Annotated in this window: 25 protein-coding genes; 12 read left to right on the forward strand and 13 right to left on the reverse strand. The window is 39.0% G+C overall.

Annotation, left to right across the window (positions count from 1 at the left end):
- The first annotated feature begins 188 nt into the window (after positions 1-188).
- Positions 189-566: a hypothetical protein gene (locus tag AC5YD2_RS01925; protein WP_496124698.1), complete on the forward strand. Its 378-nt coding sequence runs from the start codon at positions 189-191 to the stop codon at positions 564-566.
- 226 nt (positions 567-792) lie between these two features.
- Here the strand turns inward: AC5YD2_RS01925 and AC5YD2_RS01930 are convergent, their stop codons facing one another.
- Complete coding sequence (locus AC5YD2_RS01930; protein ID WP_496124699.1) at positions 793-2,505, reverse strand: electron transfer flavoprotein-ubiquinone oxidoreductase; 1,713 nt, start codon at positions 2,503-2,505, stop codon at positions 793-795.
- A gap of 202 nt (positions 2,506-2,707) precedes the next feature.
- Here AC5YD2_RS01930 and AC5YD2_RS01935 point away from each other — a divergent pair, with 202 nt between their 5' ends.
- The 5 genes from AC5YD2_RS01935 to AC5YD2_RS01955 all read left to right on the forward strand — a co-directional run bounded on the left by AC5YD2_RS01935 (position 2,708) and on the right by AC5YD2_RS01955 (position 7,147).
- Entirely contained in the window at positions 2,708-3,319 is a 612-nt protein-coding gene (locus AC5YD2_RS01935) for a DUF1285 domain-containing protein (protein ID WP_496124700.1), read from the forward strand.
- 51 nt (positions 3,320-3,370) lie between these two features.
- On the forward strand, positions 3,371-4,249 hold the full coding sequence (murI, locus tag AC5YD2_RS01940) for a glutamate racemase (RefSeq protein WP_496124701.1): 879 nt from the start codon (positions 3,371-3,373) through the stop codon (positions 4,247-4,249).
- Between the two features lie 110 nt (positions 4,250-4,359).
- Positions 4,360-5,376, forward strand: a complete 1,017-nt coding sequence (locus AC5YD2_RS01945) for a DUF4062 domain-containing protein (RefSeq protein ID WP_496124702.1) — start codon at positions 4,360-4,362, stop codon at positions 5,374-5,376.
- A gap of 76 nt (positions 5,377-5,452) precedes the next feature.
- Entirely contained in the window at positions 5,453-6,463 is a 1,011-nt protein-coding gene (gene hemH / locus AC5YD2_RS01950; RefSeq protein WP_496124703.1) for a ferrochelatase, read from the forward strand.
- A 39-nt stretch (positions 6,464-6,502) separates the two neighbouring features.
- Entirely contained in the window at positions 6,503-7,147 is a 645-nt protein-coding gene (locus AC5YD2_RS01955; RefSeq protein WP_496124704.1) for an MBL fold metallo-hydrolase, read from the forward strand.
- Positions 7,148-7,173: 26 nt separating this feature from the next.
- On the opposite strand, the gene AC5YD2_RS01960 is transcribed toward AC5YD2_RS01955, so the two are convergent.
- Together AC5YD2_RS01960 and AC5YD2_RS01965 are read right to left on the reverse strand one after the other, a co-directional pair.
- On the reverse strand, positions 7,174-7,359 hold the full coding sequence (locus tag AC5YD2_RS01960) for a hypothetical protein (protein ID WP_496124705.1): 186 nt from the start codon (positions 7,357-7,359) through the stop codon (positions 7,174-7,176).
- A gap of 141 nt (positions 7,360-7,500) precedes the next feature.
- Positions 7,501-7,680, reverse strand: a complete 180-nt coding sequence (locus AC5YD2_RS01965) for a DNA gyrase inhibitor YacG (RefSeq protein WP_496124706.1) — start codon at positions 7,678-7,680, stop codon at positions 7,501-7,503.
- 89 nt (positions 7,681-7,769) lie between these two features.
- Here AC5YD2_RS01965 and AC5YD2_RS01970 point away from each other — a divergent pair, with 89 nt between their 5' ends.
- The 3 genes from AC5YD2_RS01970 (at position 7,770) to AC5YD2_RS01980 (ending at position 10,133) form a co-directional block, all read left to right on the forward strand.
- Positions 7,770-8,438 carry a class I SAM-dependent methyltransferase gene (locus tag AC5YD2_RS01970; RefSeq protein WP_496124807.1) on the forward strand — a complete coding sequence of 223 codons (669 nt, stop codon included), beginning with the start codon at positions 7,770-7,772 and terminating at the stop codon, positions 8,436-8,438.
- Positions 8,431-9,648 carry a TIGR03862 family flavoprotein gene (locus AC5YD2_RS01975; RefSeq protein WP_496124707.1) on the forward strand — a complete coding sequence of 406 codons (1,218 nt, stop codon included), beginning with the start codon at positions 8,431-8,433 and terminating at the stop codon, positions 9,646-9,648. The genes AC5YD2_RS01970 and AC5YD2_RS01975 overlap by 8 nt, the downstream gene beginning before the upstream one ends.
- A gap of 74 nt (positions 9,649-9,722) precedes the next feature.
- Entirely contained in the window at positions 9,723-10,133 is a 411-nt protein-coding gene (locus AC5YD2_RS01980; RefSeq protein ID WP_496124708.1) for a GFA family protein, read from the forward strand.
- 108 nt (positions 10,134-10,241) lie between these two features.
- On the opposite strand, the gene AC5YD2_RS01985 is transcribed toward AC5YD2_RS01980, so the two are convergent.
- Positions 10,242-10,574: a HopJ type III effector protein gene (locus tag AC5YD2_RS01985; RefSeq protein ID WP_496124709.1), complete on the reverse strand. Its 333-nt coding sequence runs from the start codon at positions 10,572-10,574 to the stop codon at positions 10,242-10,244.
- Positions 10,575-10,755: 181 nt separating this feature from the next.
- Here AC5YD2_RS01985 and crcB point away from each other — a divergent pair, with 181 nt between their 5' ends.
- On the forward strand, positions 10,756-11,136 hold the full coding sequence (crcB, locus tag AC5YD2_RS01990) for a fluoride efflux transporter CrcB (RefSeq protein WP_496124710.1): 381 nt from the start codon (positions 10,756-10,758) through the stop codon (positions 11,134-11,136).
- A 78-nt stretch (positions 11,137-11,214) separates the two neighbouring features.
- On the opposite strand, the gene AC5YD2_RS01995 is transcribed toward crcB, so the two are convergent.
- Both AC5YD2_RS01995 and AC5YD2_RS02000 read right to left on the reverse strand, forming a co-directional pair.
- Positions 11,215-11,463, reverse strand: coding sequence for a type B 50S ribosomal protein L31 (locus tag AC5YD2_RS01995; protein ID WP_496124711.1), 249 nt, complete (start codon positions 11,461-11,463; stop codon positions 11,215-11,217).
- 120 nt (positions 11,464-11,583) lie between these two features.
- On the reverse strand, positions 11,584-12,888 hold the full coding sequence (locus AC5YD2_RS02000; protein ID WP_496124712.1) for an ABC1 kinase family protein: 1,305 nt from the start codon (positions 12,886-12,888) through the stop codon (positions 11,584-11,586).
- A 241-nt stretch (positions 12,889-13,129) separates the two neighbouring features.
- Between AC5YD2_RS02000 and AC5YD2_RS02005 the strand changes: the two genes are divergently transcribed.
- Together AC5YD2_RS02005 and AC5YD2_RS02010 are read left to right on the forward strand one after the other, a co-directional pair.
- Positions 13,130-14,386: an SfnB family sulfur acquisition oxidoreductase gene (locus tag AC5YD2_RS02005; protein WP_496124713.1), complete on the forward strand. Its 1,257-nt coding sequence runs from the start codon at positions 13,130-13,132 to the stop codon at positions 14,384-14,386.
- A 96-nt stretch (positions 14,387-14,482) separates the two neighbouring features.
- Complete coding sequence (locus AC5YD2_RS02010) at positions 14,483-15,757, forward strand: acyl-CoA dehydrogenase family protein (protein WP_496124714.1); 1,275 nt, start codon at positions 14,483-14,485, stop codon at positions 15,755-15,757.
- Between the two features lie 269 nt (positions 15,758-16,026).
- Here AC5YD2_RS02010 and AC5YD2_RS02015 read toward each other — a convergent pair whose 3' ends face one another.
- The 7 genes from AC5YD2_RS02015 to AC5YD2_RS02045 form a co-directional block, all read right to left on the reverse strand.
- Positions 16,027-16,770, reverse strand: coding sequence for an ABC transporter ATP-binding protein (locus AC5YD2_RS02015; protein WP_496124715.1), 744 nt, complete (start codon positions 16,768-16,770; stop codon positions 16,027-16,029).
- 11 nt (positions 16,771-16,781) lie between these two features.
- A complete protein-coding gene (locus tag AC5YD2_RS02020) occupies positions 16,782-18,206 on the reverse strand; it encodes an ABC transporter substrate-binding protein (RefSeq protein ID WP_496124716.1) in 1,425 nt (474 codons plus the stop codon).
- A 26-nt stretch (positions 18,207-18,232) separates the two neighbouring features.
- Positions 18,233-19,303: a branched-chain amino acid ABC transporter permease gene (locus tag AC5YD2_RS02025; protein WP_496124717.1), complete on the reverse strand. Its 1,071-nt coding sequence runs from the start codon at positions 19,301-19,303 to the stop codon at positions 18,233-18,235.
- Between the two features lie 2 nt (positions 19,304-19,305).
- The gene (locus AC5YD2_RS02030) at positions 19,306-20,187 is read right to left on the reverse strand and encodes a branched-chain amino acid ABC transporter permease (protein WP_496124718.1); all 882 of its coding nucleotides are present in this window, start codon (positions 20,185-20,187) and stop codon (positions 19,306-19,308) included.
- Positions 20,188-20,249: 62 nt separating this feature from the next.
- Positions 20,250-21,047 (reverse strand): ABC transporter ATP-binding protein, encoded by a 798-nt coding sequence (locus tag AC5YD2_RS02035; protein ID WP_496124719.1) that lies wholly within the window; start codon positions 21,045-21,047, stop codon positions 20,250-20,252.
- Entirely contained in the window at positions 21,025-22,425 is a 1,401-nt protein-coding gene (locus tag AC5YD2_RS02040; protein ID WP_496124720.1) for a hypothetical protein, read from the reverse strand. The genes AC5YD2_RS02035 and AC5YD2_RS02040 overlap by 23 nt, the downstream gene beginning before the upstream one ends.
- Positions 22,426-23,488: 1,063 nt before the next feature.
- Positions 23,489-24,601: a sigma-54 interaction domain-containing protein gene (locus AC5YD2_RS02045; protein WP_496124721.1), complete on the reverse strand. Its 1,113-nt coding sequence runs from the start codon at positions 24,599-24,601 to the stop codon at positions 23,489-23,491.
- Between the last annotated feature and the right edge of the window lie 111 nt (positions 24,602-24,712).

The raw sequence follows: 24,712 nt of genomic DNA on the forward strand, positions 1-24,712 counted from the left end.
TGTAAACTGAATCCTGCGCTGAATTTTTATAATCAGGAAATTAATAAATGAAGAATCGGGATCCAGCATGTATTTGGCTGTTCGAAAACCTTCAAGATACTTGCTGAGCAATATCGTAAACGAGGAAAAAGACTAAGCTTAAGATTCAATTTAATTGCGGGAATCTATAACATGGAGCTGAGCAAAAAATGTATTATAAAAGAAATCTATTATTTATATTTTTAAGTGGCATTATTTTTATAAATATAGCTTGTAGTAATAAATTAGCTTTCAATAAAAATAATCTTAAGCAGGCAGAAGTAAATAAGTACTATGAGGATTCAATAAAAATTGAAGATATTAATATTATAGATATCAACTTTTTTACAAACTTGCCAAATAATTCTGGGCTTGATATTACGATAGAGGGAGAGCCTCCATTTGATAGAAATTTAATCAAGATACAAGGAACTCCTAAGGTTATCGGTAATTATCAAATTGAAATTAAAGGTGAGTTTAGAGGCGGGGTTATGGATGGTGTTACTGATTTTAATAAAAAATTTGATTTAGTGATTAGTGATAAATAGTTTTTCATACTATATAACCCGAATCGCGGATAAGGATTTTTCTTTAAAATCATAAGCTCAATGTAATTTTATGATTAGTTTTTAGTGTTATCAGACCAAAGAATAGACTTTTTTATGCTCAAAATGATGGATAAGTCTTAAGATTAATAATCTCATTTCTTTAAGCAGGATTCGGGTTATATAAACAAACCCGCACTAAGCGGGTTTATTTATATCTTAAAAGAGATTACATATTCGGATAGTTTGGACCACCCGCACCCTCAGGCACTACCCAGGTGATATTTTGTGATGGATCTTTAATATCGCAAGTCTTACAGTGCACGCAGTTCGCTGCGTTAATTTGGAAACGCTTCGAACCATCATCATTTTCCATGATCTCGTAAACACCCGCTGGGCAATAGCGCTGAGCAGGCTCATCCCATTTTGGTAAATTCACATTCACTGGAATCGATGGATCATTCAGTTTTAAATGCGCAGGCTGATTCTCTTCATGCACCGTATTCGATACAAACACTGAAGACAAACGGTCAAAAGTGAGCTTGCCATCTGGCTTTGGATAATTTGGTTTAAACGTTTCAGCATCTTGCGTTTTTAAAGCTTCATGGTCACGAACCAAGTCATGCAGTGTAAATGGCACTTTAAAGACATTTTGATCGATGAAGTTAAATGCACCACCCATCCATTGACCAAATTTATGCATCGCAGGGCCAAAGTTACGCGAGTTATATAACTCTTCTTTCAACCAGCTGTTGTTAAATTTGTCTTTATAAGCCGTGAGTTCTTTCACGAAGAAATCTTCGCCTTCAGTTACACGAGCAACAGCGATATCACCACCTTTCTCAGCACCTGCAGCAATGGCTTCAAATACCGCTTCACCCGCGAGCATTCCTGATTTCATTGCAGTATGAGAGCCTTTGATTTTTGCAAAGTTTAAGAAACCTGCATCATCACCAATTAAACAACCGCCCGGAAAGGTCAGTTTAGGTAAAGAGTTAAAACCACCTTTAACCACTGCACGTGCACCATAAGAAAGACGCTTACCGCCTTCAAGGAATTGCTTGATCAGTGGATGTGTTTTCCAACGTTGCATTTCCATGAAGGGATACATATGTGGATTTTGGTAAGAAAGATCTACGATCATTCCCAATGTCACTTGGTTATTCTCAGCATGGTATAACCACCAACCGCCAGAAGAACCTGTTTCACTTAAAGGCCAACCTGCACCGTGCATTACGGTCCCTGCTTTATGCTTCGCAGGATCAATTTCCCAAAGTTCTTTAATCCCAATACCGTAATGCTGTGGGTCAGCATCCTGGTCTAAGTTGAATTGAGAAATTAAGCGCTTACCTAAATGACCACGGCAGCCTTCAGCAAAGATCGTGTATTTTGCATGTAGTTCATAACCTGGGGTAAAGTTATGCGTCGGTTCGCCATCTTTCCCAATACCCATATCACCCGTTTGAATACCTTTCACCGTACCATCTGCATGGTAAAGGATTTCAGCAGCAGCAAAACCAGGGAAGATTGAAACTTCTAATTCTTCAGCTTTAGTCCCTAACCAACGAACCACGTTACCTAAAGAGATGACATAGTTACCCTCATTGTGCATGGTTTTAGGGACCATCCAATGCGGCGCTTCTTGAGATTTGGTATCAGATAGTAAGAAGAAGGTTTTGTCTTCAGTCACAGGTACATTTAAAGGTGCACCTTGTTCTTTCCAATCAGGGAAAAGTTCACTGATTGCACGCGGTTCAAGTACAGCACCCGACAGGATATGCGCACCCACTTCAGAGCCTTTTTCGACGACACACACGGACAAATCGTTTAGGTTATTTTCAATTGCAAGTTGACGAATTTTGATCGCAGCAGATAAACCCGCAGGGCCTGCACCTACAATTACGACGTCAAACTCCATCGATTCACGTTCGATGTGTTCCATAAAGGACTCCTCATACTGTTAGGGGTGGCAACCGCATTATCTGTTAACAAAAGTAACAAAATCGGTGCTGCCATGAGTGTTCTTAATTGCTAGATACGAATGAATAATCGAATCTTTAATATATTTTGCGCTAGTATAGTTTTAATCCTTGATCAAGCCAATTGGCTGAGTCGTTATATTTTTCGTCAGCAGGGCATAAACCATGGTAAAACAAAATGATTCTACAAAAGCAGTAACAGATACTCTTGTACCTGATGATAAAAATTTAAGCAATCTTTCACAATATTTAAAAAATGCACAGTCCAGTCACAAAAAGTCAATACCTCCATTGGATCAATGGCATCCAAAACATTGTGGTGTAATGGATTTAGAGGTTAAAGCCAACGGAGAATGGTGGCACGAAGGTCAACTGATTAAAAGACAAAGTCTAGTGGATTTATTTTCAACGGTGCTCTGGAAAGAAAATGATAAATTCTATCTAAAAACGCCCGTTGAGCAGATTGAAATTCAGGTTGAAGATGAACCTTTGTTTGTCAACCAAGTCGATCAAATTGAAATCGATGGTCTTCAATATTTGCAACTCAAAACAACCACACAAGATATTGTGATTGTCGATCAAGCGCATCCGATTTTTATGCGTGAATTTGCAGGTGAATTACGTCCTTATGTGCATGTGCGTTTTGGTATTAATGCATTAATTCAGCGCGCGAGTTTCTTTCATTTGATTGAAATGGGAGAGTTGATTGAAAATCAGCAGGGTGAATCGGTTTTATTGCTTAAAAGTGGTAATTTCAATTTGCAATTGGGCACTTGAGGTTTAAGCTTTGTTCTATCCAGTATATCTAATCAAAAAGTAGTCGCTAGCATGTCTGCAATATTCGCCCTTACTCAGATGAATGAACCAATGCCTCACGCAGACCCAAATGCGCCAATTGGTATTTTTGATTCGGGGATAGGTGGGTTATCAGTGGCTCTTGAGATCGCACGTTATTTGCCAAATGAGCGTCTTTTATACTATGCAGATACAGCAAACGTTCCCTATGGCCCACGAGATGATGAGAATATTCGTGAACTGACTGCAAATGCAGTTGAGTGGTTATATCGTCAGGGGTGTAAAGTTGCTGTGGTTGCGTGTAATACCGCCTCAGCATTTAGTTTGGATCATTTACGTGATCATTATGGGGATAAATTTCCGATTATTGGATTAGTTCCTGCGTTGAAACCTGCTGTATTACAGACCAAGTCAAAGTCTGTTGCTGTCTTGGCGACACCCGCAACTTTTCGTGGCAAGCTGATCAAAGACGTAATGAAAAACTTTGCTGAACCTTTAGGCGTGAATGTTTGTACGGTAACATGCTTAGATTTAGTCCCTTTAGTAGAGGCTGGACAGCAAAATTCACCCAAAAGCCATAAAATTCTTCAAGAACTATTAGATCCGATTGTGAATCATCGTGTGGATTTTTTAGTATTAGGCTGTACACATTATCCATTTCTAAAAGATGCGATTCAGCATGTCTATGGAAATAAATTAAGCTTGGTTGACTCTGGATTCGCGGTTGCAAGGCAGACAGCTCGAATATTGATAAAAAATGATTTAGTTGCTAATCAATTTGAAATCGATCAACCACGATTGGCTTGTTTTGTAAGTGGACAGAATGCAAAAGAATTAAAACCAATAATCAAATGCTTAATTGATTCAGAAATCTCATGGACAGTTGAAAATGTAGTTGAAAAATTCAACTAATTCGTTCAGCATACAAGGTGGAAAATAGAATAAAGAACAATTGGGTAGTGTAGCCTTTGAAAAGTCATGAAATGTTAGATATAAAGTTATACAAAGGAACGGGTTAAGCTATGCTCGACAAGCGTTACCAAGTTTTTATTATAACCTCTGGTAAAGAGATGCAGCCCGAGAGAATGGTCGTGTCTCAAACCCTGATCGGTATGGGGTATTTCTCTTGGGGATTAGAACAGAGGACGCCTTTGAGTACCGCTTTTGCACGACGTCAAATTGATGATTGTGACTATGTTCTATTGCTTTTGGGTAGCCAATACGGCGAGCAATCAGTTTCGGGTGTGAGTTATATGCATCTTGAATATATCTACGCAGTGACGAAACAAAAACCGATTATTGTTCTAATGCATGATAATCCAGATGCACGAGATCCTGAATTACAAGAAACACGTCAGGATTTGAAAGATCGTTTTAATGATTTTAGAAATCAGATTCAAAAAGAAATAGAACAAGTCATTCCTTATAAATCACTTCGTGAATTAGAGTTGGCCATTCGTTCACAGATGCCACAAATGCTTGAACGTTATCCTGTATTGGGGTGGGTACGTCCTCAAAGTATTCAATCTTTGCAAGATGAAATTGACCGTTTAAAATCTGAATTATCTCAAGCGAAAATGGGTAAAATTAATGGAGAGGTTGATCCATTTTTATCTTTGCCGCGCGTCAATATGAAGGATAGCTTTAGTTTTGATTACCGGATGCATGCTTATCAGGATGGTAATTTCAAAGATCTAAATGTTATTCGTGAAATGACTTGGGGTGAACTCTTCAAGGTTCTTTCTTCTTATTTTATTGAAGCAATGCCAGAAGAAAATTTCTCTAAGGTCATGAATCAGTATTTAAATGAGAGCGGATTAGCGGATGCACAAAAGCAGATGCCACGTACTCATGCCATATCTCGTGCTCAAATTAATGTGCGTTCCTTGCATATTATTAAACAGCAAATGCGTCAAAACGAATGGATCGTCCCTGTTGGACGTGACGACCGCCAAAGACTATTATGGAAAGTCACGGATAAATCGGCAATGATTTTAAAAAACAATGCTTTGATGGAAAGGCATTCCCGAATAATATAATTGGTTTTTTCATCCAACAGTTTTAAAGATTGTCTGCTAAAGTAACGCCATGAATTTTTGATTGCTGGTGTGGAAAATGACTCACTCTAAACCTAAAGTTACTGTGATTGTCGCCAACTTAGGAACGCCGGATGCGCCAACAGTCCCAGCAGTTCGTCAGTTTTTAAAAGAGTTCTTATCGGATCAGCGTGTTATTGAAATTCCATCATTTTTATGGAAAGTGATTTTACATGCTTTCATTCTGCCATTTCGTCCCAAGCGAGTGTCGGAAGCCTATGCATCAGTTTGGTCGTCTGATTCTCCTATGCGGGAAATCTTATTCGAGCAGGTCGAATTAATAAAAAAGCAGTTGTTGAAAAATAATCAAGATATTGAACTCGATATCATCCCAGCAATGACTTATGGCAATCCAAGTATCCACGAGGCTTTAAAAAAGATGAGCTTAGACCCTCAAGATCATCTGGTTTTATTTCCATTGTTTCCTCAGTATTCGGCAACGTCTTCAGCGCCCTTATATGATGCTGTTTCAAAATGGGTGCTTAAGCAAAGGAATTTACCTGGTCTAAGTATTATTCGAGATTATTATCAGCACCCTTTATTTATCGAAGCTCTTGCAAATAGTGTATTGGATTACCAAAAACTGCATGGTCAACCTGAAAAGCTGTTAATGTCATTTCATGGGATTCCACAACCTTATGCAGATAAAGGTGACCCATATGCGGATCGTTGTCGTTTAACGGCTCAAAAAGTTGCAGAAAAATTAGGATTGAATCAGCAACAGTGGGCAATTAGTTTTCAATCTCGATTTGGCAAACAGGAGTGGGTCAAACCATATACCGATCAGATTTTGAAAGACTGGGCAAAACAAGGTGTTCAATCTGTTCAGGTACTGAGCCCTGCTTTTTCAGCGGATTGTTTGGAAACACTTGAAGAATTGGCTGTTGAAAATCGAGATTTATTTTTAAGTCAAGGTGGGGAGTCATACGCATATATACCTGCTTTGAATGCAAATCTCGATCATATTGAAATGCTCAACTCGTTTATTCAAGCGCAGTTAGACGCGCTCAAAATCACTTTAGCGCACTAAATTAATTTTTAATTCGAATTTTTGATATTAGGTAAAACTATGCTTCAAGTTAAAATTGTTCCCGTAACCGCTTTTGCTCAAAACTGTTCCATTGTCTGGGACTCGGAAAGCAAAGAGGCTGTACTGATTGATGCCGGTGGTGAACCTGAAAAACTTCAAAAAGAAGTGGAAGAACTTGGATTATCGGTTAAAGCACTTTGGTTAACCCATGGGCATTTGGACCATGCTGGGGCTGTTGGAGCATTGACTAAGTTATGGAATGTCCCTGTGATTGGTCCGCATAAAGAAGATGCTTTTTGGTTGGATATGATTCAGGAGGTTTCAGCACGCTATGGTTTTCCAATCCCAGAGCCTGTTAAGGTGAATCAATGGCTAGAGGGTGGGGAAGTACTAGAGCTTGGTGATGAAAAGTTTGAAGTACGTTTCGCTCCAGGCCACACACCAGGTCATGTGATTTTTTATAATCAAAACTATGGCTTGTTATGGACTGGAGACGTGTTATTCAAAGGTTCGATAGGGCGTACTGATTTCCCAAAAGGTAATCATCAGCAATTGATTGATTCGATTCATCGGGAATGTTTTAGCTTGCCTGATGAAACTCAATTTATTTCGGGACATGGTCCAATCAGTACGATTGGACATGAAAAACAATACAATCCATTTGTCGCTGGGAAAGCTGGATAACTTATAAAATTATAAATGACTGATATTTAATACAATGTAATATCAGTTTCAATTTCTAAATGTTCCAAGCGGAGCAAAATTCCAGCCACTACAAATAAACCGGCAACAATCAATAAACTTAAATCCAAATGAAAAATTGCAGATATAAGGAAAAATGCCCCTAAAATGAAAAAAGCAAAAGTTAAACATAAAAGAAAAATATATAAAAACATGACACACCTTTCTGTTGTTATTTTGTGATGCGTGTCACTATAACATAAGTAAAATGTAAATTAATACAATTTATTTTGCTTAATGTGTTTGATTTATTGGTGGTTTTTTATGCTTTTAGTGAAATTTCATTAATTTAATATTTAGTCAATATAGTTATTCTGATCTGCCTGAGGAGAATCTTCGGTCGGAAGCTTATAATCATCATTTGCCCACGCACCTAGATCGATTAGTTTACAGCGATCAGAACAAAATGGACGAAATGGATTGTCGGTCCAAAAGCTAGGTTGACCACAACGAGGGCAAGGGAAGGTTTGAGTCATGATGGGCTCCAATAGAGGTGTTAGGGATCTGAACAATTAGTCAAATTCATTCAGAATTGCTAGACTTATGCCGATTTCCTTAGTTTGATCTGATTATGCCGATTCGTCAATTTCAAGCACAGCGTATGCATGCGCCACGCGATTTTAAAGTGATTCCAAATGAACCGATTTGTATTGAAATTGGAGCAGGAAAAGGCAAACATGCATTGTTATTTAGTGCTCAAAATCCACAGCACAATCTGATTGCAATTGAACGGACGCGAGAGAAGTTCTTGGCGATGCAAAAACAACATGAAATTGAGGGTCAGATCAATCTGAATCCAATCCATGCGGATGCCTTGCCTTGGGTGGTGCATGCGTTGCATCCGAAACAAGTTCAACATTTTTTTATTCTGTATCCAAATCCAGAACCGCATAATCCAGCACAACGTTGGTTGAATATGCCTTTTTTTGAATTTTTAATCTCAAGATTAGACAGTCATGGCACCGTCACTTTAGCGAGTAATATTCCTGAGTATATTGCTGAAGCAGAGCAGCAGCTGATCAATGTTTGGAAACTGCCTTTCGTGAAAGAAGTCATTCCAACCACTTCGGCGCGCACTCATTTTGAAGTGAAGTACTTAGAGCGTGGCGAATTATGTCAGCAACTCATTATTTCAAAACCTGAAGACTACAAGACACGTTTTGATGATTTTCAGCCTTTGCAAGGTCAAAATTTTAAACTAGATCCAGCTTCTGTTGAAACAGAACATGACTAAACCCCGTATAGCAATTGTCGGTGCAGGCCCTGCAGGTTTGATGGCAGCTGAGCGACTCAGTCAGTATGAATACGATATTCATGTGTTTGAACAAAAGCCATCTGCTGCTCGTAAGTTTTTAATGGCAGGTAAGACAGGTTTAAATATTTCTCATGCTGAACCTGTCGATCAGTTTATTCAGCGCTATGATCATTCAGATTGGTTAGCGCCTTGGGTGAAAAAATGGGATGCTGAATGGATTCAACAATGGATGCACGATTTAGGTATTGAGTCTTATGTGGGAACTTCAGGTCGTATTTTTCCGATTGAGATGAAGGCAGCACCATTATTACGGGCATGGCTGAAACGACTCTTGGAGCAACAGGTTCAATTTTATTATCGCCATCAGATTCTTCAGCTTGAACAAAATAAGTTGATGATTTTTGACCATAAGAATGATCAAAAAAAATCTGAACATTTTGATGCGATTGTGTTGGCATGTGGCGCTGTTTCATGGTCTCGGTTAGGTAGTGATGGTGCATGGCAACAGTGGTTAAAAGATGATGAAGTTGAGCCTTTTCTAGCCAGCAATGCTGGTGTAGAACGTTGTTGGTCTTCTTATATGCAACCTTCATTTGGTCAGCCTTTAAAGCGTGTTGAAGCTTGGGTAGGCGACGCTCCTAAGTCAGCAGGCGATATTGTCATTAGTCATTATGGTTTAGAAAGTGGTTTGATCTATAAGCATAGTCGCGCTCTACGAGAACAATTGAAAGTTAAACCTGCTGAGAAAAATCAGAACATGCATATCATTTTAGACTTATTACCTGATCTGAGTGTTGAGCAATTGGCTGATAAACTTAAACCGAGTAAAAAACAAAGTTCAAGTAATCTTTGGCGTAAAGCGGGACTAGATCAAACCAAAGCTGCTTTGGTCAGAGAGCTGGTTCCAAAGACGATATGGAATGATCCCTTAAGATTGGCAGCTCAGATTAAACATTTAATTGTCCCACTCGATGGTTTTAGACCGATTGAGGAAGCAATCAGTTGTGCGGGTGGGATTAAGCAATCAGTGTTAACACCGCAACTTCAACTCAAATCGAATCCACATATTTTCTGCTGTGGGGAAATGTTGGATTGGGATGCACCAACAGGTGGTTATTTGCTCACGGCATGCTTTGCCACAGGACGTGCAGCAGCAGAGGGTTTACATCAATTTTTAATGCAAAAATAATTGCTGATGTGTATTAAAAGTGAACATATTGTTGTGTTAGTCTTAGTTTGAATTCGTCATGCTAGAACAATAAAATGGCTCAACAAAAATACTCAGAACGTTGTTTATGTGGTGCAATTCGTTATGAAATTCATGGCGAAATTGGAGAAATTTTACATTGTCATTGCCAACGATGTCGTAAGTCGAATGGGACTGCTTTTGCCACCAATGCAGCTGTGAGAATTAAAGATTTTAAATTCACTCAAGGTGAGCATTTATTAAAAACATTCCAATCTACAGATACAACAAAACGATGCTTTTGTCAGGAGTGTGGTTCTCCAATCATTGGAATTAAGGCATCAGCCCCAGAGTTTTATCGTTTAAGGCTAGGCACTTTAGATTCTATCATTTTACAGAAACCAACTCGGCATATCTTTGTTGCGGATAAAGCGAGTTGGGATACGATTTGCGATGGTCTACCTCAGCATGATCAATGGCCACCTTAAAACCGCTTTAAAAACCACTATTAAGTTCTAAATGGTGACTATCGAATTTTTGTTGTACAGGATTGAAAAATATCCATTTAGTGAATAAAAAGATGGAAAATTGAAAAATTATTTCGCTGTTAAAGCTGTTCCATCAAAGTGAATGCCATCCCAGCCATGAATCATAAATTGGCGAATATTTTGATGGTCTGTTGCTTCTGGTGTATTGAGTACAGAAGCATAGTGCTCTGCGAATAAAGATAAAGTTTGCTCTTTGTCAAAGGCATTGAGTTTTGCAAAAGAAAATACTTTAGCACTGCCTTGGTTTTCAGTTGCGGCATTGGCTTGTTGACCATTTTTAAAGGCCGTTGGGGTGTACGTATATGTGGCTTCAATGAAAGCTAAAACGTCTGAAAATTTAGCTTCGCCTTGAGCGAGCTGTGCTAATAATGTGTGAGCCATAGTGGTTTCCTGGATTGTTAGATTTGGTATCTGAGCAAATGGTTTGATTTATAATTCAGATATATTAACGAATTATTTTATTGAGCTGTAGATTATCAATTCTTCAGTATTGAGCTTAAAACGATGTTCTTATTTTAAAAATCCATCATCAAAGTACGAAAGAAATGAACAAGGAAAAGGAATGAACTGGTTACTGGTAGCATGTGGTGGCGCAATTGGTGCGAGTTTACGTTATGGCGCTAGCTTATGGATTATGCCATCTCAAGCAGGATTTCCATGGGCGACTTGGCTCATTAACCTAGTGGGTTGCGTACTTGCAGGAATTTTTTTTGCGATCAGTATGAAGTTTCCAGTTCTACAACATGAAACACGTCTATTTTTAATGGTGGGAATACTGGGTGGATTTACCACTTTTTCTAGTTTTGGTTTGGAGACATTTCAATTATTACGTCAAGATCAAATGATGCTTGCAGGTGTTTATGCAATATCAAGTTTGATCATCGGTGTTTGTGTTCTTGGAATGGGGTATTACTTAACGAATTTGATGTTTTCTGCACAATAAAAAAGAAGCCTAAGCATCTGGAGTGGACTTAGACTTCAATGAGGAGCTAAAAATAAATCACTTTAAATATTGTTAAAATTAACGTTTAAAACGCCCAAAACGTTTATTGAAGCTCGCAATACGACCGTCATTACTGGTTTGACGCATTTCACCAGTATAGAAAGGGTGTGAAGCGCTTGAAATATCAAGAGTCATATACGGATAAGTTTTACCTTGATACTCTTTGGTCTGTTGAGGCTGGAGTGTACTTCCAATCACAAAGTACACATCTGCATTGGTGTCATGAAAAAGTATATCTTGATATTGGGGGTGAATATCGGTACGCATAAAGGAACTCTCCAGTTGAATCGCATGATTGAAAATATGGTTATGTTATAATATAACAATTAATATTAATCAAGTGGAGGTTTTGTAACTAGAACATTCGAATGTTCATTTTTTCAAGATTCAAGACTCATTGAGTGAGGGTACAAGTTCCTCAAACAAGTCATTCAAATTATCGTTCACTTTTAAATGAATCAAATTCCAATACTGCCCTGAAATAGTACGATTCACCATCAATGTGTCTGGGGATGGCTTGAAGGTGTCCCAATATTTAAGTGATTTTTTGACCAGTTTCACGCCATCATGATGTGCTGAGTTTTCGGCAAAATCATATTGCGTCGTCAAGGGACGAAGAAGTACTTCTAGCCATTCATGATAAAGCTCTACTGGAAAAACACCTTTTTCAGACAGCGCCTCTAATGCAGTTAAATGTTCTTCAATTGGTGCAATGTCGTGCTTACGTCCAGCTCGAACCAAAGCTTTAAATCGTTCTACGATGTCAATCGAAAGAGTTTTCACACCGCCAAAATCATAAATGATCACGCTACCATCTTCACGGAATGCAAAGTTGCCTGGATGTGGATCGCAGTGAAAACGTTTTAAATAAAACATCTGTTGTCCTAAAGCACGGACTAAACGACGTCCCATTGCATTACGTGTTGGTTGATCCCATGTACTTGCGGTTTCAATATTTTCACCTTTCTCCAAACTCAAGGTTAGGATTCTACGGCTTGAATAGTCTGTAAATACATTTGGGATAATAATTTTTGGATCAAGTTTTTCATGAAAGGTTTTAAACACGTGTAAATTTTGTGCTTCGATCTCGTAATTGAGTTCTTCATGCAAGCTGTCTTGAATTTCTTGGAAAATACGATCTTGGAGCTTACGATCTACTTTCAATACACCCATCAAACGCAGGGCTAAGCGGACTTGTTTCAGGTCGCTTTCACAGGCTTCATCGACTCCTGGATATTGGACTTTAACCACCACTTCTTTTCCATTCGAAAGCGTTGCTTTATGCACTTGTCCAATAGAGGCTGCTGCAAATGGTTGTTCATCAAAGTGCTTAAAAATTTGATCAAGCGGTTTACCGAGTTCTTTTTCGACTTGTTGTTTAATTTGAGCAAAGGGCATCGCAGGCGCTTGGCGCTGTAATTTTGCAATTGCCTTGGCAACTTCAGGTGGAAAAATATCTTTATATTGGGATGCAATTTGTCCCACTTTCATCACTGCACCTTTCATTTCCCCTAAAGTGTCAGCGATTTGAATACCAATATCTTGAAAAAGCTTACTCCGTGCTTCATTTTTTTGATCTTCATCGGCATTAAAATTGCGAATCTTATTAGATACGGTTTTGCTTGCAATACTCGCCGTCATACCTGCGAGTTTCATAAAGCGACGACCGGGGGTGCTCGCATTGTTTGCCATCAGTAAAAATCCTCAGAGAAGGGTGGATTTGCATATTTGATCATAGGTGACAAATCGCATTATGCCTATTTGAAATTGTTAATGAGTTGTAAGTAAGTGAAAAATAACTGCAAAAAAATAAATCATTTTTTATGCAAAAGTAATCAGATTCAACCTGATAAAGAATCCAATTAATCGTATAAATCGAAGAACATTTTAATGATACGTTGATTATAACTTATACAGTATTTGAGCTTCATTCATGGGTAATTTAAATCAATCACATGCGCATTTTCCACATGGGTATAGCATACCAGCTTCCGTTTTTGAACAAGAGAAGCATGCACATATTATTCAATCTGATGCAGAGGCAATTCAGATTGCAAAGCAATTGGCAGTAAATTTTGCCCAAGAAGCATCCCAGCGAGATCAAGAGCGCCGTTTACCGTTGACCGAAATTCAACAATATTCACAAAGTGGTCTTTGGGCGATCACTGTGCCGAAAAATTATGGCGGGGCTCAGGTCAAATACCGAACTTTGGCAGAGGTGGTGAAAACGATTTCGAGTGTAGACCCTTCTTTGGGACAAATTGCGCAAAATCACTGGGTTTTTGTGGAGCATATTCGCTTAGATGCCAGTGTTGCACAAAAAGGATTTTTCTTTGACTTACTATTAAAAGGGATTCGTCTTGGTAATGCCTTCTCCGAAAAAGGCAGTAAGACAGTCGCTGATTTAAAAACCACCATTCATAAAACGGAGCACGGCTATGAACTCAATGGACAAAAATTCTTTGCAACAGGTGCTTTACTCGCACATTGGATACCTACAGTTGCAGTGGATGATGCTGGCTTAGCTTATGCAGCTCTAATTCCTCGAGAAACAGTAGGTTTAACCATTATCAATGATTGGTCGGGTTTTGGACAGCGCACAACTGCCAGTGGTTCAGTTGAACTCAATCAAGTTGAAGTACGTGAAGAGTACGTTGTACCCATTTACAAAGCCTTTGAAAGACCTACACCAGCTGGGGCAATTTCCCAATTCATTCAAGCGGCGGTTGATGCAGGGATTGCTCGTGGTGCGATTCAAGAAACGATCGACTATGTGAAACAACATGCTCGACCGTGGATAGATTCTGGACTAGAAAAAGCCAGTGATGATCCTTATACGATTGCCAACATTGGTGAATTAAAAATTAAATTACGTGCTGCAGAGGCTGTACTTGATTTGGCAGGGGATGCGATAGACGAAGCCATTACGCAATGCAATGAAGAGACTGTGGCACAGGCAACCTTGCTGGTAGCAGAAGCTAAAGTGTTATCGACTGAAATTGCGATACTCGCATCCAATAAATTGTTTGAATTGTCTGGTGCGCGCTCGACCTTACAACATCTTAATTTAGATCGTCATTGGCGAAATGCACGTACCCATACCTTACATGATCCAGTACGCTGGAAATACAACATTGTGGGAAATTATTACTTGAATGGCGTGCTTCCACCACGTCATCCTTGGAGCTGAGATTCATTTTTTACGGTGATTAGAATCTTCAAAATACAAAGAACAAAATGCGAAGAACGTATTACAAATCGTTTCAGATATAAATGGGATAGAACCATGCCAAATACTCAAATTGATTATTCAGAATTATCAATTTCAGCACACTATGAATCGGTTGCTGAAAAATACCGTCCAATTTTTAGAAAGATTGCTGAAGGTACAGTACAGCGCGAAACAGAGATTATTTTACCTTTTGAACCGATTGAATGGTTAAAACAAGCAGGTTTTGGTGCTGTACGTGTGCCCGTAAAATACGGTGGTGCTGGTTTATCACTACCTCAATTATTCCAATTACTCACAGAATTAGCCAAAGCCGACTCAAATATTGTTCAGGCTTTACGTGGTCATTTTGCTTTTGTGGAAGATCGTCTGATTGCTCACCGAGATCAAAATCAACAACTTTGGTTTAATCGCTTTGTGCAAGGTGATTTGGTGGGAAATGCTTGGACAGAAGTTGGTTCAGTGAAGATCGGCGATGTCCTGACCCGTGTAACACGTAATGCTCAAGGTCAGCTTGAAGTGAACGGTTCTAAGTACTATTCAACGGGGAGTATTTTTGCAGATTGGATTGACTTATACGCCCATGACGATGTGAATCAGCGCCCTGTGATTGCTGCGGTGAATCGTCATGAACAAGGGGTCAGCGTGTTAGATGACTGGGATGGTTTTGGACAAAAAACCACAGGCAGTGGAACGCTTAAATTAAATCAAGTGCCTGTAGAAGAAGCTCATCTGATTGCATTTGAGGATCGTTTTAAATATCAAACCGCATATTATCAACAGTTTCATTTGGCGACTTTAACCGGTATTGCACAGTCCGCCGTTGAATCGTTTAGTCATGAAGTACGTGAACGCAAGCGTATTTTTAGCCATGGCAATGCTGATTTAGCACGCCATGATTCACAAGTATTACAAGTGATTGGTCAGGCATCGGCACAAGCCTATGCCAGTGAAGCCATTACGCAAAAGGTTGCAGTTAGCTTACAACACGCTTATTTAAGTCACTTCGAATCTACAGATGTTTTAGAGCATCAAGCCAATGTTGCAGCTGAGTTAGAGTCTGCGCAAGGTCAGGTAGTGGTGTCTAAACTGGTTTTGGATTTGACCAGTCATTTGTTTAATGCGTTGAGTGCTTCGGCAAGTAGTCGTACAAAACAGCTTGATCGCTTCTGGCGTAATGCACGGACCGTTTCTTCACATAATCCAATTATTTACAAAGAAAAAGCCATTGGTGACTGGGAAGTGAACGGTGCTGACTTACCCTTTGTTTGGCAGATCGGAGCCAGTCCTGTTGCAGATACTCAGACGCAGAATCATACAAAATTTGCATAAAAGCTAAAATTGTCTGAAAACTGAAATCGTGTCAAAACCAGGTCTGCTTAGAAACCATCATTAAAAAACCGACTGATGACAGTCGGTTTTTTATGGACCTTTTCATCATTTATTAGATCTCTTTCAAAAATTAAAAGGGACAATGTTGAATGACCTGCTATAAACAAGGATTTAAAATTAAATCCTTGTTACCTGATCTCTATCCTCAGCACTTAAGGCTAGGGTTATTGGGGCGAGCAGTTATTAAATGATCGCTTTAATGCTCATGATTAAGCAATTTCTCCTAGGTAAGCACGTTGAATTTCACCTGATTCATAGAGTGCTTGAGTATTTCCAGAGATACGGATTGTCCCATTTTCAATGACATAGGCAGTATCTGCATAATCTAGAGCCAACTGGATATTTTGTTCCGCAATCAAAAAACTCAGTCCTTCATTTTTTTGTAAATGACGAATGAACTGAAATATTTCATGTGTGATCTTTGGTGCTAGACCCATTGAAGGCTCGTCCAATAAAATTAATTTGGGTTGTGTCATTAAGGCGCGGCCAATCGCTAACATTTGTTGTTCACCTCCCGATGTATATCCTGCAAGGGTATTTTTCTTATCTGCAAGACGAGGGAAGTGGTGATATATTTTCTCAAGTTGTTGTGCCAGTTTTTTTGCAGAAGGGCGATGTAAAAACGCACCTGTTCTAAGATTTTCATCGACAGTTAAATGTGCAAAACAATGTCGACCTTCTAAGACCTGAACTAAACCTTGTTTGACTAAATCGCTGGGGTCGGTATGCGCAATGGACTTGCCATCATAACGAATTTCTCCATGAGAAATGGTTCCATTCTCTGAACCAATCAATTGTGAGATCGCTTTAAGTGTTGTACTTTTTCCTGCGCCATTCGCCCCAAGAAGGGCCACAACGGAATGTTGTGGCACAATCAAGTCGACGTGCTTTACTGCAAGAATACTTTGGTTATAAACAACTTCGAGTTTTTCAACTTCCAGTAAAGCCGCCATGATGTTTCCTCTTAGCTTTGTTCTGATGCACAGTCACGGATTTGAATACCTTGTTCTTTGGCATATTTCTGTGATGACTCTTCAATAATGGGACGTAAGAAAGTACGATCGGCTTGCACCCAATCACTGATGACATTCCACTTTGAACCATCCCATTGTTGGAAACGAACTGCGCCACCACCTTCATGATCTTCACATGACAGCTTCAAAGGTTGAACCAATCCCGTTGCACCAAGTTCTTTTAAGCGTTGATCATTTAAGTTCAGATTTTCAAACCCCCAGCGAACTTCTTCACCTGTTAAAGGGCGTTGACCAAATTTGGCTTGTGCGACACGAACCGCTTCAACATTGAGAATGCCATTGACCACACCCAGGTTGTAATACACTGTACCAAAGCGTGTGACATCGCTTAGATCAGACTGTTTTTGATCTATGACGAGTTGCTTGATGTCTTGAAGAACTTTGAAGTTTGTTCCAGAAGGATGCGTGGTAATCGAGATAAACCCTTTTGCTGCATTGCCTGCAGGAGCCGCGTCTTCTTCCGAGTTACTCCAAATATTACCAATCACTTTGTCGACTGGGTAACCGACTTTTTGTGCAGTTTTGAGTGCAACAGGATTCATGACACCCCAACCACGTAAAATCACCCAATCGGGTTGAATTCGACGAATGTTAAGCCATTGTGATTGTTGTTCATTACCTGGATGAGGGACTTCAATATGGTGTACTTTAAAACCATATTTTTTAGACAGCGCATCAATGACAGGAATGGTTTCTTTACCGTATGGAGAGCCGTGATAAAGCACCGCAATGCTCTTACCTTTTAAATTCGCAACACCCCCACTTTTTTCGCCCAAATAGTTAATGATCGCAGAAACCTCACTATACGGATTTAACTGTAATGGGAATACATAGGGGAAAACTCGACCATCAGTAGAGTCGGTACGACCATGGTTGATGGTGATAAGAGGAAGTTTATCTTTGGTTGAACGTTCAAGTGTCGCGTATGCGATACCGACTGAAAGCGGATTGGTCGCAGCGGCAGGTGTTCCATTTAGGCCCTTTTTCAGGCGTTCATAGCATTCAACGCCTTTCTCGACCACATATTCGGTTTCACATTCAGACCAAACCAATTTCACGCCATTAATACCGCCTTGTGCATTAATCGATTTCATATAGTCAATAAAGCCACCATAGAAACCTGTTCCACCTGCTGCATAAGGCCCTACGCGATAGCTTTGCAAAGGGAAATATTGCGCTTTACTGTCTGAAAGTTCACGGGTCTGATTGGCTCGTGCTGTTTCAGAGGCTGGGTTTTTCGCTTCAGGCTGTGTTTTTTGCGCATCTGTTTTCATATTGGATGTAAGCAAAACAATAATCGCCAAGATGACGGCAATGCTAATCAACCAAAACCACAATAATTTAAATATTTTCATTTGGATTCTCTTATTTAATCGTATTGTTAATGACGTAAAGGCCATACTCTTAACCGTCTATACAAACGTGTGTATAGACGAGCAATTCCTTCGGGTTCCTTAATCAGAAAATAAATAATTAAGACCCCGAATATAATTTTTTGAATATTTTGTAATAGTGCTTGGTCGAAGCTTTGCCCAAAAAAGCTACTGCCGATTAAGCTCAAAACGATAGGTAAAAGCACAATAAACGCCGCCCCAAAAAAACTCCCTGCCAAGCTGCCTAAACCACCAATAATGATGATGAATAAAATCTGAAATGAGCGATTAAGGTCTAAGCCATCAGCTTCGACGGTTCCTAAGTAGGCAAAAGCCCACAGTGAGCCGGCAATACCGAGATAAAAGGAGCTTATAGCGAAAGCCAAAAGTTTTGTTTTTACGACTGGCACACCTATACTGATCGCAGCCGTTTCCATATCACGAACCGCTTGAAAGTTACGTCCGTGTTGGCTGTTGAGTAAATTTCTGGCTAGAAAAGTAAGACCGACCACAATGCCTAGTGTGAGTAGATAGTGTCCAACAGGTGAATTGAGTGAAATGCCCAATATGTCAAAGTGAGGTGCAGTAATCACACCTGAAGCGTTGTAATTGGTAAACCATCCGTATTGGGTAAAAAGCCAAGGCACAAAAAACTGGGCTGCAAGCGTAGAGACAATTAAGTAAAAGCCTTTGATTCTTAAACTGGGTAAGCCCACCAGAATGCCGAAAATCGCAGCGATCAGTCCACCCAAAAATATACTGATCAATAAAGGCAGTTGGGGAATACGCAATTCTAAGTTATAGGTTGCAAATGCCCCGACAGCCATAAAAGCCGCTGAACCTAAAGAAAGCTGTCCGGTATAGCCAGTTAAAATGTTGAGTCCTAATCCAGCCAGTGCTAAAACCAAATAAGGCACCAAAATCGCATTAAATACGTAGTCATTTCCTACAAAAGGAATGAATAGAAATGCCACTGCTAATGCAAACCAGAACAAAATGCGATGTTGTTGTATTTTAAAGATGTGTTTTTCATCTTGATAATTCAGAGCGAACTGACGTGCTTGTGAAAATAAAAACATGGCTAGACCCTCGCGACTTGTTGTTGCCCAAATAAACCTGTTGGACGGATCAATAAGAAAGCAATGGCAAGCAGATAGGGAAACCAGTTTTCAATACCCGAACCGATGATGGCACCCAAATAAATTTCAGCGAGCTTCTCTGTTGCCCCAATAATCAATCCCCCCACAATTGCGCCTGATATGGATGTAAATCCCCCAATAATCAGTACGGGTAATGCTTTAAGTACAATGAGTGATAATGAAAACTGAACGCCCACACGCGCGCCCCAAAGTAAGCCTGCAATCAATGCAACAAAGCCTGCAACCGTCCAGACCATAATCCAAACATGATTGAGTTTGATGCCCACCGACTGTGCCGCTTGCGGATCATCGGCCACAGCACGAAGCGAGATACCAAAACGAGTTTTGCTAAAGAGTAGGGATAAAATAATGACCAAAGTGCCTGCGATTGCGGTCGCAAATAAATCAAATTTGCTGATTATGATGCCGTGAAAATCAATAGGGACATCTGCAATGCCAAGATCTAAGCCATGTACTTGAGTCCCCCAAACTGTTTGTGCAACCCCTTCAAGCACATAGCTTAAACCTAAGGTTGCCATGAACAGCGTGATGACTGAACGATTAATCAAATGCCTCAAAATCAAAGCATCAATGAGCAGCACAATAATAAAAATTACGAATAATGTGACCATGAAAGCCACGGCAAAAGGCACACCTCGTTCAGTTAAATTAACAAAAGTGAGTGCTGCAAAAAGTACCATGGCACCTTGGGCAAAATTAAAAACGCCTGATGCCCGATAAATAAGCACAAAGCCGACGGCAACCAATGAATACATTACTCCAGCTAAGGTGCCACCGAGTAAAACTTCCAAGAAAAATGACATTGAATAAATCTCTTATTTTTTTAGATCAAATATGAATCGTGGGTGTATGGGCTCGGTATGCTTTAACTGGCTTGAGCCTGAGCAATACCCAAATAGGCACTTAATACTTCTGGATTCGCTTGAATTTCAGCCGGTGTACTGTCCGCAATTTTCTTGCCATAATCTAAAACAATGACGTGATCTGAAATATTCATGACCACAGATAAGTCATGTTCGATCATCAAAATGGTGATGCCGAATTGTTGATTAATACGTTTTACAAATTTTGCAATATCTTGTTTTTCATCATGGTTCATCCCAGCCATAGGTTCATCTAAAAGCAGTAACGTGGGTTCTGAGACTAAAGCACGGGCTAATTCGACACGCTTTTGTACGCCATAAGATAATGTGGAAACCATACTGTCGCGATGCAGTTGAAGATCAAGTAGAGCCAGAATTTTTTCAACGGCTAAACGTTGTAAATTTTCATCTTGTTTAATCGATGGCAAGCGCAATAAAGCCCCAATCAGTGGATAATGACTCTTTAAAATCCGACCTGTTAAAACATTATCTAAGACGGACATTTGCTTAAATAATGCAAGATTTTGAAATGTACGTGCGATACCCAAATGCGGTGAGTGCTTTGCTTTGTAACGCTGAAGTAATTTTCCTTGAAAGAAAATTTGTCCCTGCTGAGGATGATAAATCCCATTAATAGTGTTAATGACGGAGCTTTTCCCCGCGCCATTCGGACCAATCAAGGCACAAATCTCGCCCTGTTTTACTTTAAGACTCAGATCTCTTAAAACCTCAGATGCAGCAAAAGACAAATGTATATGTTCAAGGATGAGTACGTCTTCATGGGTGATGGGGATGGACATGCAACTCTCCATAAGCTGAATGATGATTGAATGTTGTTAAGTCGCTCGATAGATCATTCTTGAGATCAAACTGCTTGTTTTTCCAATAGGTTTGAGACTGCCAAGAAGAAAGTTTGATGCCTAAACGGTGATAAAATTGACGTGTTCGCGCTGAGCTTGATTCACCGACAACAATTGCAGTACGCAAATTTGAAAAGCCTAATGAAGCCAAAATAGATTGTTTAAAAAATGCATTGAATAATTTTTCAAATGGCCCAGACGTGTCGGACTGTTGACTTGAAAAATTGCTATGCCAATTTTTTAAATTTGGAAAGATTTTAAACATCCAGCTGTTTGGGTTAGGCAGCTTCTGCTGCACAATATTTTCAACCCGTGCATAGGTCGATGATGTCCCCATGATCAATGTCGGAGAAATCATCTGACGGTCTTGATCACGAGTTTCGAAATTTTCAGGAATATTCAGACAAAAGCCTGCGATTAGCCAACTCGTAAACAAATAACGAATATGATCATGACTGGCAAAACCACGAGTAATAAATGCCTGTTCGTCATGATTGAGATGATGGGTTTCAATCAAATTTTCTGCTTCTTCAATCAAGCTTTGAGCATGATAAAATGCATAAAAATGTTGACCATTTTGAAACTTGTGGAAAATGAATGCGATGTGCTTTTCATCAAATTCATTTGTTTCGGCTGGATGTTTAAGAGCTTTGCTATTTGGTTGACTAAATTCAAGATCATTGAATTGAAGATCATTAAGTTCAAAATTATTAAATTCAAGATCATTAAATTCAAGATCATCAAACTGATTTATTCTGTCTAAAATGGAGTAAGTACGATCGAGCTGTCTGGGATTTAAACGGTTATCTTGCAAATAAAAAATGATGCTATTTAAATTGAGCGTTGGATTCAGCCCCAGTGTTGTTTGATCATCGAGTTGTTTCAAATCTTCAATGAAAATCAAATCAGGTTGGATGATCTGGAGTGATTGAGATAGATTTGAATCGTGTTGTTGTTGTTGTTGTTGTTGTTGTTGTTGTTGTTGTTGTTGTTGTTGTTGTTGTTGTTGTTGTTGTTGTTGTTGTTGTTGTGAGTCAATCAACTGAACAGAAATCCCCAATATCTGTGACGCAATGCTGAACGCGAAAAAATGCACATTCGGAGCACTTGAAATCAGAAGGCTTAGATTTTTCTCGCTTTCAAAGTCACTTTTAAATTCGTTTAAAATCGCGACATACTTTTGAACGACGTGAGCTAAATCTAGCCATGTCCATTCCTGCCAAATCCCGAGTTGCTTATGGCGTAATGCAACCTTTTGCGCTTTGGACTGAACATTTTTAGCAAAAATAGAAACTAAGCTTTGTGTAGAAGCAGACATAAACTGAATAACTCTAAAAATAGTGATCTTCAAAAATAGTGATCTTTAAAAATAATGATCTTTAAAAATAATGATCTTTTTCAAAAATGCCTCATTCAAAAATGCGACAACATGGATTTACCATTTCATTTTTTATGCCAGTTTTTTTATTTAAATAACTTCAAAGGCTTAGTGTTTTTTTTATTTTAACTGGTGATTTATCAACATATTTTTCTCAAGCACATGTTGCTTTTTCAACAGTTGTTTATGGCTAGATTGAATAAGTTTAAGATTTTTTGAGATGAGGCTGTGACTGTCAGAATTTAATTTTACTTTGAACACCACTTTGAACATGATCAAAAAAATATGTCTTTTTTCAAAAATGCTGTGTTGTTGAATTTTAAATGGATTGTTGGAATATCAACAATTGAGGATCAGTATAGCGTTCTAAATTCAATATTTTATTATTAAAATTTTATTTAAGTTAAATATATCAATCATTTATTGTTTTATTTTGTGTTGGTATGCTGTTTACAAAGGACATCCCAAGTCATTTTTAATCTTAAAAAATCAAGGCTTAAAACATTTAAATAAATGATGGGATTTTAAAATTTTATGAATAAGTTTAGAACTTTATCAGCAACATTGCTTATTTCAACACTCTCCATTTCAAGTTCTGCCGTCGACTTAGATTCAGGTGATTATGATGCGGCACCTTTTTCCTCAATGAAAAAGCAGACCTACCTGCAGGACTTTTTTATAGTGATGCAGGTGATACCGAAGTGAAAGGTGTGGATGCTGATAGCACGACACAATCCAAATTTTGGTTAGGTGGAGGATATTCTCCAACTGCGACAACCCATCTGTTGCTGACCTGTAGACGCGATATTGATGTGGAAAATGGTTTCAAAGAAGACAATCGCGTGAATTTTAGATTTTTAAAAATATTTTGATTTAAAACCATGTCCTGACTTACTACGTTAGGAAGATGCAGAAGCAATGCAGAACCGATGCAAAATACAGGCGGTATTTGAACCCGTAGAGCGCCTTTTTTCCAGCATTTCAAATAAAGTGAAATAACAATTTAGGTGTTTTGTTCAATATTAAAATGTCGTCTTTCATGCAAAAGGTGATGTCGTTTTAATAAAGTTCGGATGACATTGCGCGTGATGCCTAAAAGCTCGGCTGTTTTGACTTGGTTTTGATAACAGTAATCATATGACGTCGCAATAATCATACTTTCCAAACGATCCCAAATGTTTTCAGGAATGTGAGAAGAAGAAAATATTTTTTCTAACTGTGCTTCAATAATGTCATAAGGGCTTAGGTCACATTGATCCAATTTTGCAGATGCTACTGGAATATATTCAAAATTTTCAAAAATTTTATTGAACTTTAAATGTTCTTTTTTAATGGTATTTCCTTCGGCAACCAATACCGCATAGTGTGCGATATTTTCAAGCTCACGAATATTACCTGGCCAAGGATAACGATATAACAGTGCGATTGCCGTTGATGATATCTTGAGCGGTTCAATGCGTTGGGCCTTTTTGCTGTAGAGATCAATAAAGTGTTGAAATAAAGGTAAAATATCACCTTGTCGTTCTCGCAGAGGTTTCAGTTCTAATTGAGCAATATTGATTCGAAACAATAAGTCTTGTCTAAACCTTTTCGCACTCACTGCTTGATCCAGATCAATGTTGGTTGCGGTGAGTAGCCGAACATGAATGGGAATTGCCTGTCTTGCACCGACACGAACCACCTCTTTTTCTTGCAGTACACGCAGTAATTTGACTTGTAATTTCAGTGGTAAATCACCAATTTCGTCTAAAAAAAGCGTTCCGCCGTCTGCTGATTCAAACCAACCTTTACGCTGTCCAGTTGCACCGGTAAATGAACCTGCTTCATGTCCAAAGAACTCGCTTTCAGCCAACTGATCATTGATTGCACTACAGTTCACCGCCAGAAAAGGACCTTTACGCCCACTCAATTCATGTATATGTCGTGCCACTAACTCTTTGCCTGTACCTGTTTCACCTCGAATTAAAATCGGAGCATCACTGGGGGCTAATCGTTCGATCAGATGGAACAGTTGCTGTGAAATAGGATCATGAAATACAAATGCTTTTGCACGAATAGTATGCGGTTGAGCATTGTTGCCATCTAAAGATAAGATGCGAGTGGTCGCATTATTCATGATTGAACCAGATTGATGAATTGTGATTTAGTTTAAATATTAAGCGATAGTTGATGTGTGATTTATATCAATTTTTCGCAAGTTTATATGTTTTGTTTATTATAGAAGTAC

It is taken from the genome of Acinetobacter sp. CY73 (genome assembly GCF_059515865.1).